This window comes from Allobosea sp. RAF48, assembly GCF_052114025.1.
Classification (GTDB): Bacteria; Pseudomonadota; Alphaproteobacteria; order Rhizobiales; family Beijerinckiaceae; genus Allobosea.
This window is the reverse complement of the sequence record NZ_JBFRDZ010000013.1, coordinates 259,186-274,145: the sequence shown is the minus strand read 5'-3', so window position 1 is coordinate 274,145 and position 14,960 is coordinate 259,186. Positions and strand designations below refer to the sequence as shown.

The window sequence follows — 14,960 nt, the reverse complement described above, 5'->3', positions numbered from 1 at the left end:
GCGAAGCGAAGCGCAGACCCGAGAATCTCCGTCAGAAGGAGGCTCTGGTGCCTCCCCGTCGGGAGATGCTCGGGTCAAGCCCGAGCATGACCGCGCCCCGCCCTGACGGCGTCCTGTCTCAGACCGCCATCTCCACTTCCCGCCCGCGGCCGAGTTCGGCCATCCAGCTCCGGTACTTCGGCTGGATCTTGAGCTGGTGGGCATAATGCCGGCGGAGCGCCTCGGTCAGTCGCCCGTCGCGGCCGAGCTGCTCGTCGGCGAAACCGACCATCACCGAGTTCGGCCAGGCCTGCGGACGGATTTCGCGCAGCCTTTCGAACAGCGCATCCTCGCCCTCGGCCGGATCGGCCTGCGCCATCAGGGTCAGCATCGCCGCTGTCGAGCGCGAGACCCCCATATGGCAATGCACCAGCAGATGGCCCTTCACGCGCCCCGCGGCGGTTTCGCGCAGGCCCTCGCCAAAGCGCAGGACCTCGCCGACATGCTCCGGCGCCGGCATGATCTGGCCGGGGCGCGGATCGATGATGTCATGGAAGCGCAGCGTCACGCGATGGTGCTCGCCATAGGCGCCGAATGCCTCGATCTCGGCACGGTCGGGATCGAGCACCGAGAGCACATGCGTCACCTCGCGGGCGCTGTTGCCCGGCAGCTCCTCGATGCCGCAGATCGTCAGGGTCGAGATGGTCAGGGTCTTCATGGCACGCCTCCGCGATAGGACGGGCGCCATGCTCGGGCGCGGCCCGAACATCTCCTTCAAGAGATTCCCGGGTCTGCGCTCCGCTTCGCCCGAGAATGACGCCCTATCTGTCTTCGTTCACTCGGCCGCGATCGCCCGCAGGCCCTGGCCGAGCTCCTGGTCGACGAGGCCGACCCAGTAGCGCACGCCGTCCGGAATGATCGCGTCGTTGAAGTCGTAGAGCGGCGTATGCAGGCCGACGAAGGAGCCGTCGGGATTGACGCCGTTGCCGATGCGCATGAAGGCGCCCGGCCGCACCAGCATCATCTCGGCGAAGTCCTCGCCGCCGGTGCCCGGCCGCAGCTGGCCGTTGACATGCTCGGCCCCGACCGCGGCGCTCGCCGCCGCAACCGCGACCCGGACCTGCTCGGCCTCGTTGACCAGCGGGCTCGTGCCGCGATGGTAATGGGCTTCGGCCCTGCAGCCCCAGGCCTGCGCCGTCGCCGCCGCGAGTTCGGCGATGCGCCGCTCGACGGTGTCGCGCACCTCCTGCGAATAGGTCCGCGCCGTGCCGCCGATGACGAGTTCGGAAGGGATGACGTTCGAGGCGTTGACGTCACCGCCATGGATATAGCCGACGCTGATCACGGCCGTGTCGAGGGGCGCGACGTTTCGGCCGACGATGCCCTGCAGGCCGAGCACGAAATGCGCCTGCGCATAGGTGATGTCGGTGGAGCGATGCGGCTGCGAACCGCCATGGCCGCCGAGACCATGGAAGGTGACCTTCCATGAATCCGCCGCCGCGAGGAACGGGCCGACGGTGGTGCCGAAGCTGGAGGCCGGCATCCCCGGCGTGTTGTGCAGCCCATAGATCGCATCGCAGGGGAAGCGATCGAACAGCCCATCCGCCAGCATGGCGTTGGCGCCACCGCGGCCTTCCTCGGCCGGCTGGAAGATCAGGTTTACGGTGCCGGCGAAATCCCGGTTCTCGGCGAGGTACTGCGCGGCCGCGAGCAGCATCGTGGTGTGCCCGTCATGGCCGCAGGCATGCATCCGGCCGTGATTGCGCGAGGAATAGGGAAGGTTGGTGGTCTCCTCCAGCGCCAGGCAGTCCATGTCGGCGCGCAGGCCGATGGCGCGTTCGCCCGGCTGGGTGCCGCGGATGACGCCGACGACACCGGTCTTGCCGACCGCCTCCGTGACCTCGACGCCCCATTCGCGCAGCTTGTCGGCGACGAGCTTGGCGGTGCGCACCTCTTCCAGGCCGAGTTCGGGATGGGCGTGGATGTCGCGGCGGATCGCCGTGAACGCGGCATGGTGTTGGCCGAGCCAGTCGTCGAGCTTGGTCATGATCGATGAAATCCCCTCTCCTGCGGGCTGTGACGCCCGACCCAGCTATTACGCCCGATTGCGGCAGCATGACCGTGCAAATGCTACAGATCGACCATGCCGCAGCAGACTGGCCTGCGAATGAAACCGGCTCCGCAACCTCAATCCTTCTTCGCGGGTGCAGACTTCTCTCGTGATTCCCTGATCCGTCCACCGGCGTGCTCGACAGCCTGCTCGGTCCGCGCGTCGATCATCGGCTGATCGGGATCATCCGGGCAATCGCGGCCCGTCTGCAGGCAATCCGTCTGGATCAGCGGCTGCCGACGCTCGACCCTGTTGATCATCTGGCAGCGCCGGAAATTGTCTTCGAAATCAGTGTCGGCCAGCGTCCCGTCGACCATGATCGTGCCTGCCCTGACGACGGCCTTGGCGGTCCCTGCCCCGGTTTCGACGATCATGGATCGCAGCGCGATCCCGGCAAGCTGACAAGCATTGAGCCTGAGCGCGATGGTCTGGCCGGGAGGACCGGCGGCATCGCGCAGGAAGCGGTCTCTCAAGGCTGCGATATGGGGACCGTCCTCAGCGCGAATTCTGGCCGCCATTGCCTTCACCACGCCGGGCTTCGAACGGGTCACCGCCTCGGCGAACTCGACCTGCATCCGTATCGTCAGCGCGTGGTCGCCCATGCGCTCCAGGAAAGCCGGGTCGGGAATCTCCTGCGAACGCCCTGGCGAAACTCCAAGCATCGCGGCGAGGGCGAGTGGCAGGGACCAGGCCTTTGCCGGGCAGCCTCTGTCTTGGATCTGAACAGCCATCGCGGCCTTGTCGCAGAACGGTATTCCCGCAGCAAGGCCGGGTGGATCGGCACCGGTCCTAACCATTTCGCCCCGGCGGGCCTCATCGGGCACATGCCGAAAAACTTGACCTGCGCGCCCTATTGGCCCATGAGGGCTTGCAAGGACCTGCCCCGAAACCCCGGCCTTGCGCCGGGGTTTTGCATTTGCGCGGGCCGCTTGCACAGGCAACGCGGTACAACAGCAGGGACACATCGCTCATGGCGAATGTTGTGGTGGTCGGCGCCCAGTGGGGCGACGAGGGCAAGGGCAAGATCGTCGACTGGCTGTCGAGCCAAGCCGATGTCGTGGTCAGGTTCCAGGGCGGCCATAATGCCGGCCATACCCTCGTCATCGACGGGGTCACCTACAAGCTCTCGCTGCTGCCCTCCGGCATCGTCCGTCCGGGCAAGCTCTCGGTCATCGGCAACGGCGTCGTCGTCGATCCCTGGCATCTCGTCGAGGAGATCGGCCGGCTGCGCGCCCAGGGCGTCGCGATCTCGCCGGATAACCTTCGCATCGCCGACAACGCCACGCTGATCCTGCCGCTGCACCGCGAGCTCGACCATTTCCGCGAGACCTCGAATGCCGGCATGAAGATCGGCACGACCAAGCGCGGCATCGGCCCGGCCTATGAGGACAAGGTCGGCCGCCGCGCCATCCGCGTCATCGACCTCAAGGATCCTGCGCTGCTCGAAGCCAAGATCGAGCGGCTGCTGGCCCATCACAACGCGCTGCGCCGCGGGCTGGGCATCGGCGAGGTCGACGCCAAGGAGCTGCTGACCCAGCTCAAGGCGATCGCCACCGAGGTGCTGCCCTATGCCGACACGGTCTGGGCACTGCTCGATGCGCAGCGCCGCGCCGGCAAGCGCATCCTGTTCGAAGGCGCTCAGGGCGCGCTGCTCGACGTCGACCACGGCACCTATCCCTTCGTCACCTCCTCGAACATCGTCGCCGGCCAGGCCGCAACCGGCTCGGGTCTCGGCCCCTCCGCCGTCGGCTATGTGCTCGGCATCGCCAAGGCCTATACGACCCGCGTCGGCGAAGGCCCCTTCCCGACCGAGCTCTTCGACGAGATCGGCGAACTGATTGGCCAGAAGGGCAAGGAGTTCGGCGTCGTCACCGGCCGCAAGCGGCGCTGCGGCTGGTTCGACGCTTGCCTGGTGCGCCAGACGGTCAAGACCTCCGGCATCGACGGCATCGCCCTGACCAAGCTCGACATTCTCGACGGCTTCAAGGAGATCAAGGTCTGCGTCGGCTACAAGCTCGACGGGCAGATCCTCGAACACCTGCCGGCCGGCCAGGCCGACCAGGCCCGCGTCGAGCCGATCTACGAGACCATCGAAGGCTGGGATGGCTCGACCGCCAACGCCCGCTCCTGGGCCGATCTTCCGGCGCAGGCGATCAAATATGTCCGCCGCATCGAGGAGCTGATCGGCGCCACCGTCGCCGTGCTTTCGACCAGCCCGGAGCGCGACGACACGATCCTCGTCCACAATCCGTTCGAAGGGTGACCTTGCCCTTCGAGGGTTGACGCGGCCCGTCATCAGCGACAAGTGAGGCCAATGGCCGATTTCTACCCGATCCTGGCGCGTGCCGTCGCCGGGCTGCCCGACAACTCTGCCGAGACGCGCCGCTCCATCTACGACCGGGCGCGGACGGCCCTCGTCGCACAGCTGCGTGGTCTCGACCCGCCGCTGAGCGAGGCCGAGATCATGCGCGAGCGCCTGGCGCTCGACGAGGCGGTCGCGCGGATCGAGGCGGATTACGAGGTGGCACCGGCCGAGCAGCCGGTCACCGAAGGTCCGGTGATTCGCCCCATCGAGGCTCCCCCGCAGCCGCCGCGCCCGCCCGAGCCCAAGAAGCAGCCGGCATTCGCGCCGCTTCCCGCGGCCACTGGCGAGGACGAAGGCGAGCCGCTGCCCGAGCCGGCCCAGCCGCAGGTCGCCCGCCCACGCGTTCAGCCGCCGCGCGAATCGCGGGTGAAGCCCGGCCATATCCGCTCCGCCGTCGTCGGCGGTGTCGTCGCGATCGCGGTCGCGGCGATCGCGGCCACCGCCATCTATGTCCACAAGCTAAAGCCGCAGGACGCGGCCCGCCCGAACGGCGAGGCAGCGACCCAGCAGGCACAGCCGGCGCAGCCCGAGGGCAACGGCAAGATCGCCGACCGCGTGGGCGAGCCCGGCGCTCCGGCCCAGGGCCGGACCGGCGGCAATACCGCGAGCAATTCCCCGGGCGTCCCGGTGCCGCAGCCGGGCGGCGCGATCGCCGTCGCCCAGCGCGCCATCCTCTACACCGAGTCTCCCGAGAACCCGCAGCAGCCGCGCGCCGTCACCGGCCGCGTCTTCTGGCGCCTCGACAGCGAGAGCGCCGGCCAGGGCCGCCCGGTCGAGACGATCGTGCGCGCGACCGTCGAGATTCCCGATGCCGGGCTCAATCTCGACTTCACCATCCGCCGCAACACGGATTCCGCCTTCCCCGCCTCGCACATCATCGGGCTGCGCTTCACCGCGAGCGGCGACCCCGCGACGCAGGCGATCAAGGAAATCGGCGTGCCGCAGTTCAAGACCGAGGAAGGCGAGCGCGGCGCGCCGCTCTCGGCCATCAACTCGGCACTGGGGGACAACCTCTTCGTCGCCGCGCTGTCGAACGTGCCCGTCGAGGTCGAGCGCAACATCGACCTGATCCTGAACCGCAGCTGGATCGATATCCCCGTGCTGTTCACCTCCGGCCGGCGCGGCATCATCACCTTCGAGAAGGGCGTCTCCGGCAGCCAGACCCTCGCCGACGCCTTCGGCCGCTGGCGGTAGGCGAAGCACGAACCGCCGTCGGTCTCAGGGCCGGCCGGAGATCTGTCTCTGGGATCGGTGACTAGGACGCTTCCGTCATGGTCGGGCTTGTCCCGACCATGCATGCCTTCCTGAATCGAGCGCGGTGTTCGAGACGTGGATGCTCGCCATAAGGGCAAGCATCCCGGCGCTTTCTTCAGATTGCTGGGAGACGTTCAGCTCTTCCGCTGCGCCGCGAATTGCGCGGCCGCGCGGAGCACATCCGCCTCCGGGCCAAAACCCGCCAGCGCGGCCACTGCCGCCTCGCTCAGCCGGTCGCGCTCGCGCTTGGCGCCGTCGAGGCCGAGCGCGCCGATCAGCGTCGCCTTGCCCTTGTCCTCGTCCTTCGCCGTCGCCTTGCCCATCTGGCCGGCGTCGGATTCGACATCGAGGATGTCGTCGGCGACCTGAAAAGTCGCGCCGAGCGCCCGGCCATATTGACCGAGCGCGGCGAGCGCCTCGGCATCGGCGCCGCCCAGCCGCGCACCGATCTCGACGCTTGCCGCCAGCAAGGCGCCGGTCTTCATCGCCTGGAGCTGGCGGATTGCCGCCTCCGAAAGCGAGCCACGCTGCGCCTCGAAACGCCCCTCGGCTGCGAGGTCGAGCATCTGGCCGCCGACCATGCCGCCGAGCCCGGAGGCACGCGCCAGCGTGCTCACCAGCGCGGCTCGCACGGCGCCGTCGGGATGGGTCGCCGCGTCGGCGAGAACCTCGAAGGCCAGCGTCAGCAGCGCGTCCCCTGCGAGGATCGCGGTCGCTTCGTCGAAGGCCTTGTGCACAGTCGGGCGGCCGCGGCGCAGATCGTCGTCGTCCATCGCCGGCAGGTCGTCATGGACCAGCGAATAGCAGTGCAGCAGCTCGACGGCCGCGCCCGCCCGCAATCCGTGCTCCGGCGCGGCGCCAAGGAGCCGTGCCGTCTCGACCGTCAGGAACGGCCGCAGCCGCTTGCCGCCGCCGAGCGCGCCGTGACGCATCGCCGCAACGAGGCGCTGCGGCCGGGCGATCTCGCCTTGGGCCGGCTCGGACGCGAGCAGCGCCGCGAGCAGCGTCTCGATGGCCTCGGCATTCTGCGCGAGGCGCCGGTCGAGATCGCCATGGCTGGCCGGAGTGGTGACGGAACTCATGCGCGGATCTCGCGTTCGCTGCCGGGACGGGGGCCTTGCCGGACGATGGCGGCATCGTCAAGCTGCGCCGCCATGACGCAGGACATCACGGATCGGCCAATCGACCGACGAGGAGGGCGAAGCAACGTGCTGGGCAGGTTCATCGGCCTCTGTGTCAGGCTCGCCTGCTGGCTGCTTCTCCTCCTCGCCGTGGCAATCCTGCTTTACCGGGTCGTGCCCGTACCTTCGACGCTCATGCTCGCCCGCTGGCTGACGCTGCGCCCTGTCGAGCGTGAATGGGTGCCGCTGGCGCAGATCTCGCCCAATCTGATCCGCGCCGTCATCGCGGCCGAGGACCAGCGCTTCTGCAGCCATCGCGGCGTCGACTGGATTGAGCTCAACGCGGTGCTGGACGACGAGGACGGCCCCAGCCGCGGCGCCTCGACGCTGACCATGCAGACCGCCAAGAACGTCTTCCTCTGGCCCGGCCGCTCCTATATCCGCAAGGGGCTGGAGATTCCGCTGGCGCTGGCGATCGACTTCGCCTGGGGCAAGCAGCGCGTGATCGAGGTCTATCTCAACGTCGCCGAGTGGGGCCACGGCCTGTTCGGCGCCGAGGCCGCCGCTCAGCGCTATTTCGGCAAGTCCGCCGCGCGACTCAGTCCGGCGGAAGCGGCGCGGCTGGCGGCAGCGCTGCCGAATCCCCTGCTGCGCGATCCGGGGCGGCCGAACCGGGGACTGCAATCGGCCGCCGCGCGCACCCAGCGCCGGCTCGGGCAGCTCGGATCGCTCGGAGATTGCGCGCTTCCCGACTGATCTCGCCGTCATTCCGAAGAAATCCGGATTCCGCTCTAGCCATCGCCGCCACGACGGTGTATGGGCAACGCCTCACGAGATTGATCCGTCGCCGTGGCGGAGGCGTGGCCTTATGGCCTGCGTTCGAACGGCGGCACGATGGAGAGTACAATGGCCGTTCCGAAGAGAAAGACGTCGCCGTCGAAGCGTGGCATGCGCCGGTCGGCCGACGCGCTGAAGCAGCCCACCTATATCGAGGACAAGAACTCGGGCGAGCTGCGCCGTCCGCACCATGTCGATCTGAAGAGCGGCATGTATCGCGGCCGTCAGGTCCTCAAGGTCAAGACCGAAGCCTGAGCGGGATGCGGCAGCGATGCCGCTCCAGCGACGATAAATGCGAACCGGCCGCGAGGCCGGTTTTTCTTTGCGCGCTTTCCGTCAGGCCCGGGGGCGCGAGCGAGGCCGCGGCCACCTGCCCCTCGGCAGAAGCTGCGCCGCCGCCCGGTAGCACCCCGCAGCCGATTGCGGCGTGGTGATCGCCTTCCGCGCGAAAGGGCCGATCTCGGCCCGGGCCGCCGCCGCCTGCAGCAGCAGCAGCGCAGATGCCTCGACGGGAGCAGCATCCCGCCCCGGCCAAACTCCGGCCTCCACCATGTCTCACTCCGGCACAAACTCGATGTGACGGCGTGCAGGTTGCAATCCGGTGGCCAGCCTTAACGGCGCGTTAATCAAAATTGCCGCATCGTTTCGAGGCACTTCCCACCATCCGGACGGGCGACGAAGCACCAGAACGGCGCTGCGTGGCCATCCCTCTGAGGCCGAGCGATGCCCACCCCTTCGATCTTCAGCTTCCAGAACGGCGGCCCGGTCGACCCCCGCAGCATCCTCTCCTCGATCGGCGAAGTGGTTTACGGCTGGGATGTCCAGAGCGACACGCTCACCTGGGGCCCGAATGTCGGCGAGGTCCTGGGCCCGCTCCCGGCACAGACCCTGGCACGCGGCCTCGCCTTCGCCGGGCTCGTCGAACCCGGCAGCGGTCCGAGCCGCTACGATGCGATCTTCGGCTCGAGCGAGCGTGACCAAGGCGACGGCGTGATCTATCGGACCCGCTATGCCGTCGACCTCGCCGGCCGCAAGATGTGGGCCGAGGATACCGGCCGCTGGTTCGCCGGGACCGATGGCCGCCCGGCGCGCGCGCACGGCATCCTCAGGCTCGAGCGCGCCGCACGGGCGGACGAGCTTGAACGCCTCGGYAACGAACTCTGCGACCGCCCCGCCCTGCTGGAGCGCATCGACGCGGCGCTCAAGGAGCATCCGCCGGCCGAACGCCCCGTCGTGATCCTGGTGGCGGCGATCGACGAGCTCGCGCGCCTCAATGACGATTTCGGCCATGAGGCGACCGACGAGATCATCAGCACCGTGCATGAGCGGCTGCGCTCGGTCACGCGCCGTCGGGACCATCTCGTCCGCTATGCCGGCAACAGCTTCGCCATCCTGCTCGTGGGCTGCCCGCAGGACCAGATCGAATCGGCCGCGCGGCGCTTCATCAAGATCGTTGCCCAATCGGCGATCGAGACCGCGCGCGGCATTGCGCTCGTGCGTCTGCGCGTCGGCGCCGCCAGCGCGCCGGAGCTGGGAACCCATGCCGGCTCGCTGCTGACCGCAGCCGAGGGCGCTCTGGCCGCGGCCCGCGCCGGCGCCATCGACACCGCCGTCACCGCCAAGCCGCGCCCCCGCCGCGAAGCCGCGTCCGATCAGGTCGGTTTCGACGTGCAGGCCATCGCGGCCTTGAACGAGAGGCGCGTGCAGCTCGCCCTGCAGCCCGTGGTCAGGGCCGGCTCGCGCGAACCCGCCTTCCACGAGGCGCTGCTGCGGGTCGGCCAGGGCGAGACCGGGCTCTACTTCTCCTCGGCCGAGCTGATCCCCATGCTGGAGCGGCGCGGCCTCGTGCGGCTCTTCGACCATCGCGTGCTCGAGCTCGCCATGGAAATGCTGCGCGACGACCCCGCTCTGGTGCTGTCGGTCAACGTCTCTCCCCGCTCGCTGACCGATCCGGAATGGTTCGATGCCTTCGTGGCCCGCACGGCCGCCGCCAGCAGCGAGACCTCACGCCTCATCGTCGAGGTCACGGAGACCGCGACGATCGAGAACCCCATGCGGGTCGCGAAGCTGCTCGGGGGCATAAAGGCGCAAGGCGCGCGTATCGCGATCGACGATTTCGGCGCCGGCCACACCTCGCTGCGCCATCTGCGCGCCTTCCCGATCGACATCCTGAAGATCGACGGGGCCTTCACCCAGAATCTGCGCCGTTCGACCGACGACCGCTTCTATGTCCGCACGCTCATCGATCTCGCCGGCCATCTCGGCGTCGAGACGGTGGCGGAGTGGGTCGACGACGAGATGCAGGCCGCCATGCTGCGCGACTGGGGCGTCACCTATCTGCAGGGACATCTCGTCGGCCGCGCCGAGCTGCATGTGCCGGTTCAGGAGGCGCGCCGGAAGATCGCGGCGGGCTAAGGCGGCCGCCGGTTCGAGCACGCTCCAGCGCGTCGCGGCTCGATGACCGCTTGCGACCCGATCTGGACCGCCGCCATGTCCGCTTCTGATACCTGAAGCGGCGCGACTGATTGGGCGCTTGTGAGCACTTGGACGTTCGCCCTTGCAGCCGCCACGTCGGGGGCGGCGCCGGTCACCTGATCCACGGACAATTCCAGGCGAAACGCATTCAAACGAGCCGCGTTTCAGATGCAGGAGCCTGCACCAGCAGGTTTGTCGTTGCCGCTTTTCAAAAGGCCGACCGTCGGTGGATTCGTAACCGGTGGGATTCGAGAAAAGCCGGTCGCGATTGTCGCGAAATGGCAAGACAGGCGGTCGCCTATGCTGGCAATGGTCGCAGAAGTTCGCCCACTGGTCGGAGACCGATCAGCCGGGTGAAGAGACGGCTTTCTCGATCGCTCCGCCTCTCGGATTGTTGCTCAGGCTGTCGGGGCACACGCCTTCGCGGGGGGGGCGCTGTGGGCGGGAAATTCCAAGGGGCAGCAGTGCGCTATCTCGTTGTTGGATTGGTTTCGGCATCATTGCACCTGCTTGCCCGGGCCTCCGGTCGTCCGCTGCCCGCCGTGCCGCCGGCTCCCGTCCTCGCGTCCGAACCGAGCGCCTCGGTCGCCGGCGATGTCTGAGTGCAGCGAAGACCGAGGAAGCAGGCCCAGTCTCGGGTTACGCCGCCGAGGCCGCAGCTTCATCCGGGCAGAAACGGGCGCCCCTCCGGTGCATGGCGTCCAAAACATTCTCCTTGCTGAACAACCGTTGAGCGCGGACAGACTAATGTCGTCCACTTATACCCGAGACTGAGATCATGGCTGCCGATTCAAGGACTGACGAGCTCGAGGTTGCAACCGCGATGCTCCACCGTTTCTCCATGCTGATCGAGAACGGCCTGACGGCAAGACTGTCAGGCTGGTTCTCTTCTGGTGGCGCATGGCACGATTTCATCCAAGGACTCAAAGCCGCTGGTTATGGTCCCGCATTGCTGGCTCTCGGCATTGCAGCGATTTGCCTGGTTGCCACTGTTGCAACGGCAGCGGTCGCCAGATCGATCATCAGCAAATTCAAGGCCAGGCCGCTTCTGTCTGCGATCACCTGGTTCGCGGCCGCCTTGCTGGTGATACTCGCGTCCTGGGTCCTGCTGCTGAGTCTCATCAGCGATTCAGTGCTCCGCCGCGCCTTGCTGAACTGCGTCGTGATCTCGGCCATGGCGACGATGATATGCTTGCCGTTGACCACTGGTCGCAGGTCGATCTTCTGGCGCTGGCGGCGCGATCTCGCGGTCGCGATCGGCATCGCGGCTGGCGGCTTGGTCGTACTGGCGTGCCTGCGCGTATGGCAGGCGGCCGATCCGCTGCGCGACCTCTTCGCAACATTCGCGGTGTCTTTGCCTTTCACCGTTCTGGTCGCAACGGCATATCTTCGTCATCGCCGGCTGGTGACGAGGACCCTGTCCTTCGGCAGCAAGGCAGGATCCCTCCGCCGGAAGCTGGCCGCAATCTGGCCCTGGCTCGTGGTGGCGGTTGTCATACTCGCCTTCGTCTTCATCCAACTGGACTTGACGATCGGACGGCCGACGCGGGGCGGACTGCTGCTGCTTTCGCTTCTTCTCGTTCTCGCCGGGCCTCATCTCGACGTGGCCATCGAAAGACGAAGCTGGCAGGCGGTTCGATCGCAGGGAGGCGAACTGACAGGCGCGCTGTGGCGCACTTTCCGCATTGTGGTCGCCTCGTCGATTCTCGCGGTACTGGCGATCCTCTGGCTCCTGCCCATTCTGGATGTCGTCGGCATTTCGCGGGGCACTGTCTTGCTGAAGGCCGCCGAGATTCTCATGCTCGTGCTGGTCATTGCCTTCTGCTGGAACTGGGTGGCCATCATGGCCGCGCGCATCAGACCTCGTGCTCCGGGCGATCCGCAGGTCGCCACCGCGGTGGTCGGTACGCGGCTAACCACCGTCGGCCCGCTGCTCGTGGGTCTCACCAAGGCCGCGCTTCTGACGCTGGGGGCTCTGACCGTCTTGGTCATGCTGGGCATCAATGTCTGGCCGCTGATCACCGGCCTCTCGATCTTCGGCCTGGCGATTGGCCTCGGCTCCCAGACACTGGTCAAGGATGTGGTGGCCGGTCTGTTCTTCCTCGTCGATGATGCCTTCCGCCACGGCGAATACATCGAGACTTCGGGAGCCAAGGGCACCGTCGAGCGAATCTCGTTGCGATCCGTCTCCTTGAGGCACCCGCGCGGTCCGGTTGCGACAATCCCCTTTGGGCAGATCGGGAAGATTCAGAACTTCAGCCGCGAATGGGTCATAGAGAAGATGCTGTTCCGGGTTGCTTTGGACACCGATGTCGAAGCCGTGCGAAAGCTGTTCAAGAAGATCGGGCAGGAGGTCGCGGCGGATCCGGAACTCAACGCCGATCTCCTGGAGCCGTTCAAGAGCCAGGGCATTGCCGCGCTCGAGGAAGGCACTCTGGTGATCCGCGGCAAGTACAAGGCCCGGGCCGGACGTCAATTCCAGATCCGCAAGGCGATCCTTTCCAAGGTCCGGATCACGCTGGCGGAGAACGATATCAAACTGGTGCCCAAGCCGCTTCACGTGCCGCAGATGGGTGGCTGACGTTCGGCTATCTCAAAGCGTCGAGCGGGCAGCAAATGTCCGCTCCCGATCGAACCGAGACACTCGCCGCATTCCCCCATGACCCAATAAAAAGCCGCGCCCTCTCCAGCGAGGGCGCGGCTCAAAATCGTCAGGATCGGCTCAGCGCGTGCGGGACAGCTTGTCGAGGCGCTCGCGCATCTCATTGAGCTCGCGCTTGAGATCGGTGATCTCGTTCCCCCCGGGCTGGGCCGCCGGCTTGGCGCCTTCGGCCTCCTGGCGGGCCTGGGCCGCGGCGGTGAACGGGTTGAACAGCCGGAACGCCTCGGTGAAAATCTGCATGTTAGCGCGCGTCTGCGCCTGGATGGCGTCGAGCGCATTGCCGCCGAAGGCCGTGCCGCCGAAGGCCTTCGCCATCTGCTCGCGGTACTTGTTCTGCTCCTGGGTGAAATTCTCCATCGAGAATTCGAGGTAGCGCGGCACCAGCGCCTGCATGCTGTCGCCATAGAAGCGGATGAGCTGCCGCAGGAAAGCGATCGGCAGCAGGTTCTGCCCGTCCTTGGCTTCCTCGTCGAAGATGATCTGCGCCAGCACCGATCGCGTAATGTCCTCCCCGGATTTGGCGTCGTAGACGGCGAAATCCTCGCCCGCACGCACCAGACCGGCAAGATCCTCCAAGGTGACGTAGGAGCTGGTACCCGTGTGGTAAAGACGCCGGTTGGCGTATTTCTTGATTACGGTCGGTTCTTTTTCGCTAGCCATCGGTCCTACTTGACGTTGTTCCGCGGCCACGGTTGATTCCGGCGTGCTCGGCGGAGCGGTCTCCCTGACCCGACGATAGCCTGTCGGTGCTGCACCGCAAGCTCTTTGAGCGCCCGCCGCAAAAATCTGTCGGAAGTGAGGCGCCGGCCGCCGCTTTCTCCCTTGCCCACACCGCGGCACATCGGCCCTCTGTTTCGGATTCGCCCTTCGCCCGTCTTGACGGCGTCGCAGCAGGCTTCGAAGGTGGTGGGGAATGGTGCACCGGCGAGAGCGGTGCAGCAGCAACAACAAGTGAGGACCCTCTCATGGCAGATTCGGATATCGTGATCGTCGGCGCGGCCCGTACCGCCGTCGGCGCTTTCAACGGCGCTTTCGCCAACACGCCCGCCCATGAGCTCGGCGCCGCCGCGATCAAGGAGGCGCTGAGGCGCGCCAAGGTCGAGGGCGGCGAGGTCGACGAGGTCGTGCTGGGCCAGGTGCTCGCCGCCGGCCAGGGCCAGAACCCGGCGCGGCAGGCCGCGATGGCCGCCGGCATCCCGCAGGAAAAGACCGCCTGGGGCCTCAACCAGCTCTGCGGCTCGGGCCTGCGCACCGTCGCCATCGGTCTCCAGCAGATCGCCAACGGTGACGCGGACATCATCGTCGCGGGCGGCATGGAATCGATGTCGCTTGCCCCGCACGCCTCCCACCTGCGCAACGGCACCAAGATGGGCGACACCAAGTTCGTCGACACCATGATCAAGGACGGGCTCTGGGACGCCTTCCACGGCTACCACATGGGCACGACCGCCGAGAACGTCGCGACCAAGTACCAGATCAGCCGCGAGGAGCAGGACCGCTTCGCCGTCGGCTCGCAGAACAAGGCCGAGGCCGCGCAGAAGGCCGGCAGGTTCAAGGACGAGATCGTCCCGTTCACCATCTCGACGCGCAAGGGCGACATCATCGTCGACAGTGACGAGTATCCGCGCCACGGCGCCACGCTCGAGGCCATGGCCAAGCTGAAGCCCGCCTTCTCCAAGGACGGCACGGTGACCGCCGGCAACGCCTCCGGCATCAATGACGGCGCCGCCGCGCTCGTCATCATGACCGCCAAGGAAGCGGCCCGCCGCGGCCTCACCCCGCTTGCGCGCATCGCCTCCTGGGCGACCGCCGGCGTCGACCCCGCGATCATGGGCACCGGCCCGATCCCCTCGACGCGCAAGGCGCTGGAGAAGGCCGGCTGGAAGGTCGGCGACCTCGATCTCGTCGAGGCCAACGAGGCCTTCGCGGCGCAGGCCCTGGCGGTCAACAAGGACCTCGGCTGGAACCCGGACATCGTCAACGTCAATGGCGGCGCCATCGCGATCGGTCATCCGATCGGCGCCTCCGGCGCGCGCGTGCTGGTGACGCTGCTGCACGAGATGGCCAGGCGCGACGCCAAGAAGGGCCTCGCCACGCTCTGCATCGGCGGCGGCATGGGCGTCGCCATGGCCGTGGAGCGCTGAGGAGAGCGCCCGG

Annotated in this window: 12 protein-coding genes; 7 read left to right on the top strand and 5 right to left on the bottom strand. The window is 67.5% G+C overall.

Annotated elements, in window-relative coordinates; genetic code table 11:
* Nucleotides 1–118: 118 nt before the first annotated feature.
* From AB4Z10_RS22675 to AB4Z10_RS22665, 3 genes are all read right to left on the bottom strand, one after another.
* Nucleotides 119–697, bottom strand: a complete 579-nt coding sequence (locus tag AB4Z10_RS22675; protein ID WP_441472652.1) for a tyrosine phosphatase family protein — start codon at nucleotides 695–697, stop codon at nucleotides 119–121.
* A 117-nt stretch (nucleotides 698–814) separates the two neighbouring features.
* Nucleotides 815–2,026, bottom strand: a complete 1,212-nt coding sequence (locus AB4Z10_RS22670) for an amidohydrolase (protein WP_441472651.1) — start codon at nucleotides 2,024–2,026, stop codon at nucleotides 815–817.
* Between the two features lie 140 nt (nucleotides 2,027–2,166).
* Entirely contained in the window at nucleotides 2,167–2,820 is a 654-nt protein-coding gene (locus tag AB4Z10_RS22665; RefSeq protein ID WP_441472650.1) for a hypothetical protein, read from the bottom strand.
* A 239-nt stretch (nucleotides 2,821–3,059) separates the two neighbouring features.
* Between AB4Z10_RS22665 and AB4Z10_RS22660 the strand changes: the two genes are divergently transcribed.
* On the top strand, nucleotides 3,060–4,352 hold the full coding sequence (locus tag AB4Z10_RS22660; RefSeq protein WP_441472649.1) for an adenylosuccinate synthase: 1,293 nt from the start codon (nucleotides 3,060–3,062) through the stop codon (nucleotides 4,350–4,352).
* A gap of 51 nt (nucleotides 4,353–4,403) precedes the next feature.
* Complete coding sequence (locus AB4Z10_RS22655) at nucleotides 4,404–5,648, top strand: histidine kinase (protein WP_441472648.1); 1,245 nt, start codon at nucleotides 4,404–4,406, stop codon at nucleotides 5,646–5,648.
* 194 nt (nucleotides 5,649–5,842) lie between these two features.
* Here the strand turns inward: AB4Z10_RS22655 and AB4Z10_RS22650 are convergent, their stop codons facing one another.
* Complete coding sequence (locus AB4Z10_RS22650; RefSeq protein WP_441472647.1) at nucleotides 5,843–6,790, bottom strand: polyprenyl synthetase family protein; 948 nt, start codon at nucleotides 6,788–6,790, stop codon at nucleotides 5,843–5,845.
* Between the two features lie 126 nt (nucleotides 6,791–6,916).
* Between AB4Z10_RS22650 and mtgA the strand changes: the two genes are divergently transcribed.
* The 4 genes from mtgA (at nucleotide 6,917) to AB4Z10_RS22630 (ending at nucleotide 12,722) form a co-directional block, all read left to right on the top strand.
* Complete coding sequence (mtgA, locus tag AB4Z10_RS22645) at nucleotides 6,917–7,585, top strand: monofunctional biosynthetic peptidoglycan transglycosylase (RefSeq protein ID WP_441472646.1); 669 nt, start codon at nucleotides 6,917–6,919, stop codon at nucleotides 7,583–7,585.
* Nucleotides 7,586–7,735: 150 nt separating this feature from the next.
* Nucleotides 7,736–7,921: a 50S ribosomal protein L32 gene (gene rpmF / locus AB4Z10_RS22640; RefSeq protein ID WP_054143317.1), complete on the top strand. Its 186-nt coding sequence runs from the start codon at nucleotides 7,736–7,738 to the stop codon at nucleotides 7,919–7,921.
* 468 nt (nucleotides 7,922–8,389) lie between these two features.
* Nucleotides 8,390–10,081, top strand: coding sequence for an EAL domain-containing protein (locus tag AB4Z10_RS22635; protein WP_441472645.1), 1,692 nt, complete (start codon nucleotides 8,390–8,392; stop codon nucleotides 10,079–10,081).
* A gap of 838 nt (nucleotides 10,082–10,919) precedes the next feature.
* Nucleotides 10,920–12,722, top strand: a complete 1,803-nt coding sequence (locus AB4Z10_RS22630; protein ID WP_441472644.1) for a mechanosensitive ion channel family protein — start codon at nucleotides 10,920–10,922, stop codon at nucleotides 12,720–12,722.
* 141 nt (nucleotides 12,723–12,863) lie between these two features.
* Here the strand turns inward: AB4Z10_RS22630 and phaR are convergent, their stop codons facing one another.
* Complete coding sequence (gene phaR / locus AB4Z10_RS22625; protein ID WP_441472643.1) at nucleotides 12,864–13,463, bottom strand: polyhydroxyalkanoate synthesis repressor PhaR; 600 nt, start codon at nucleotides 13,461–13,463, stop codon at nucleotides 12,864–12,866.
* Between the two features lie 305 nt (nucleotides 13,464–13,768).
* On the opposite strand from phaR, the gene AB4Z10_RS22620 reads away from it, so the two are divergent.
* On the top strand, nucleotides 13,769–14,947 hold the full coding sequence (locus tag AB4Z10_RS22620; RefSeq protein WP_441472642.1) for an acetyl-CoA C-acetyltransferase: 1,179 nt from the start codon (nucleotides 13,769–13,771) through the stop codon (nucleotides 14,945–14,947).
* Nucleotides 14,948–14,960: the final 13 nt, after the last annotated feature.

Coding starts and splice junctions, on each gene's coding strand:
- AB4Z10_RS22630 (WP_441472644.1), top strand. CDS start 10,920: ATGGCTGCCGATTCAAGGACTGACGAGCTCGAGGTTGCAACCGCGATG.
- AB4Z10_RS22650 (WP_441472647.1), bottom strand. CDS start 6,790: ATGAGTTCCGTCACCACTCCGGCCAGCCATGGCGATCTCGACCGGCGC.
- rpmF (WP_054143317.1), top strand. CDS start 7,736: ATGGCCGTTCCGAAGAGAAAGACGTCGCCGTCGAAGCGTGGCATGCGC.
- AB4Z10_RS22670 (WP_441472651.1), bottom strand. CDS start 2,026: ATGACCAAGCTCGACGACTGGCTCGGCCAACACCATGCCGCGTTCACG.
- phaR (WP_441472643.1), bottom strand. CDS start 13,463: ATGGCTAGCGAAAAAGAACCGACCGTAATCAAGAAATACGCCAACCGG.
- AB4Z10_RS22655 (WP_441472648.1), top strand. CDS start 4,404: ATGGCCGATTTCTACCCGATCCTGGCGCGTGCCGTCGCCGGGCTGCCC.
- AB4Z10_RS22665 (WP_441472650.1), bottom strand. CDS start 2,820: ATGGCTGTTCAGATCCAAGACAGAGGCTGCCCGGCAAAGGCCTGGTCC.
- AB4Z10_RS22660 (WP_441472649.1), top strand. CDS start 3,060: ATGGCGAATGTTGTGGTGGTCGGCGCCCAGTGGGGCGACGAGGGCAAG.
- AB4Z10_RS22675 (WP_441472652.1), bottom strand. CDS start 697: ATGAAGACCCTGACCATCTCGACCCTGACGATCTGCGGCATCGAGGAG.
- AB4Z10_RS22620 (WP_441472642.1), top strand. CDS start 13,769: ATGGCAGATTCGGATATCGTGATCGTCGGCGCGGCCCGTACCGCCGTC.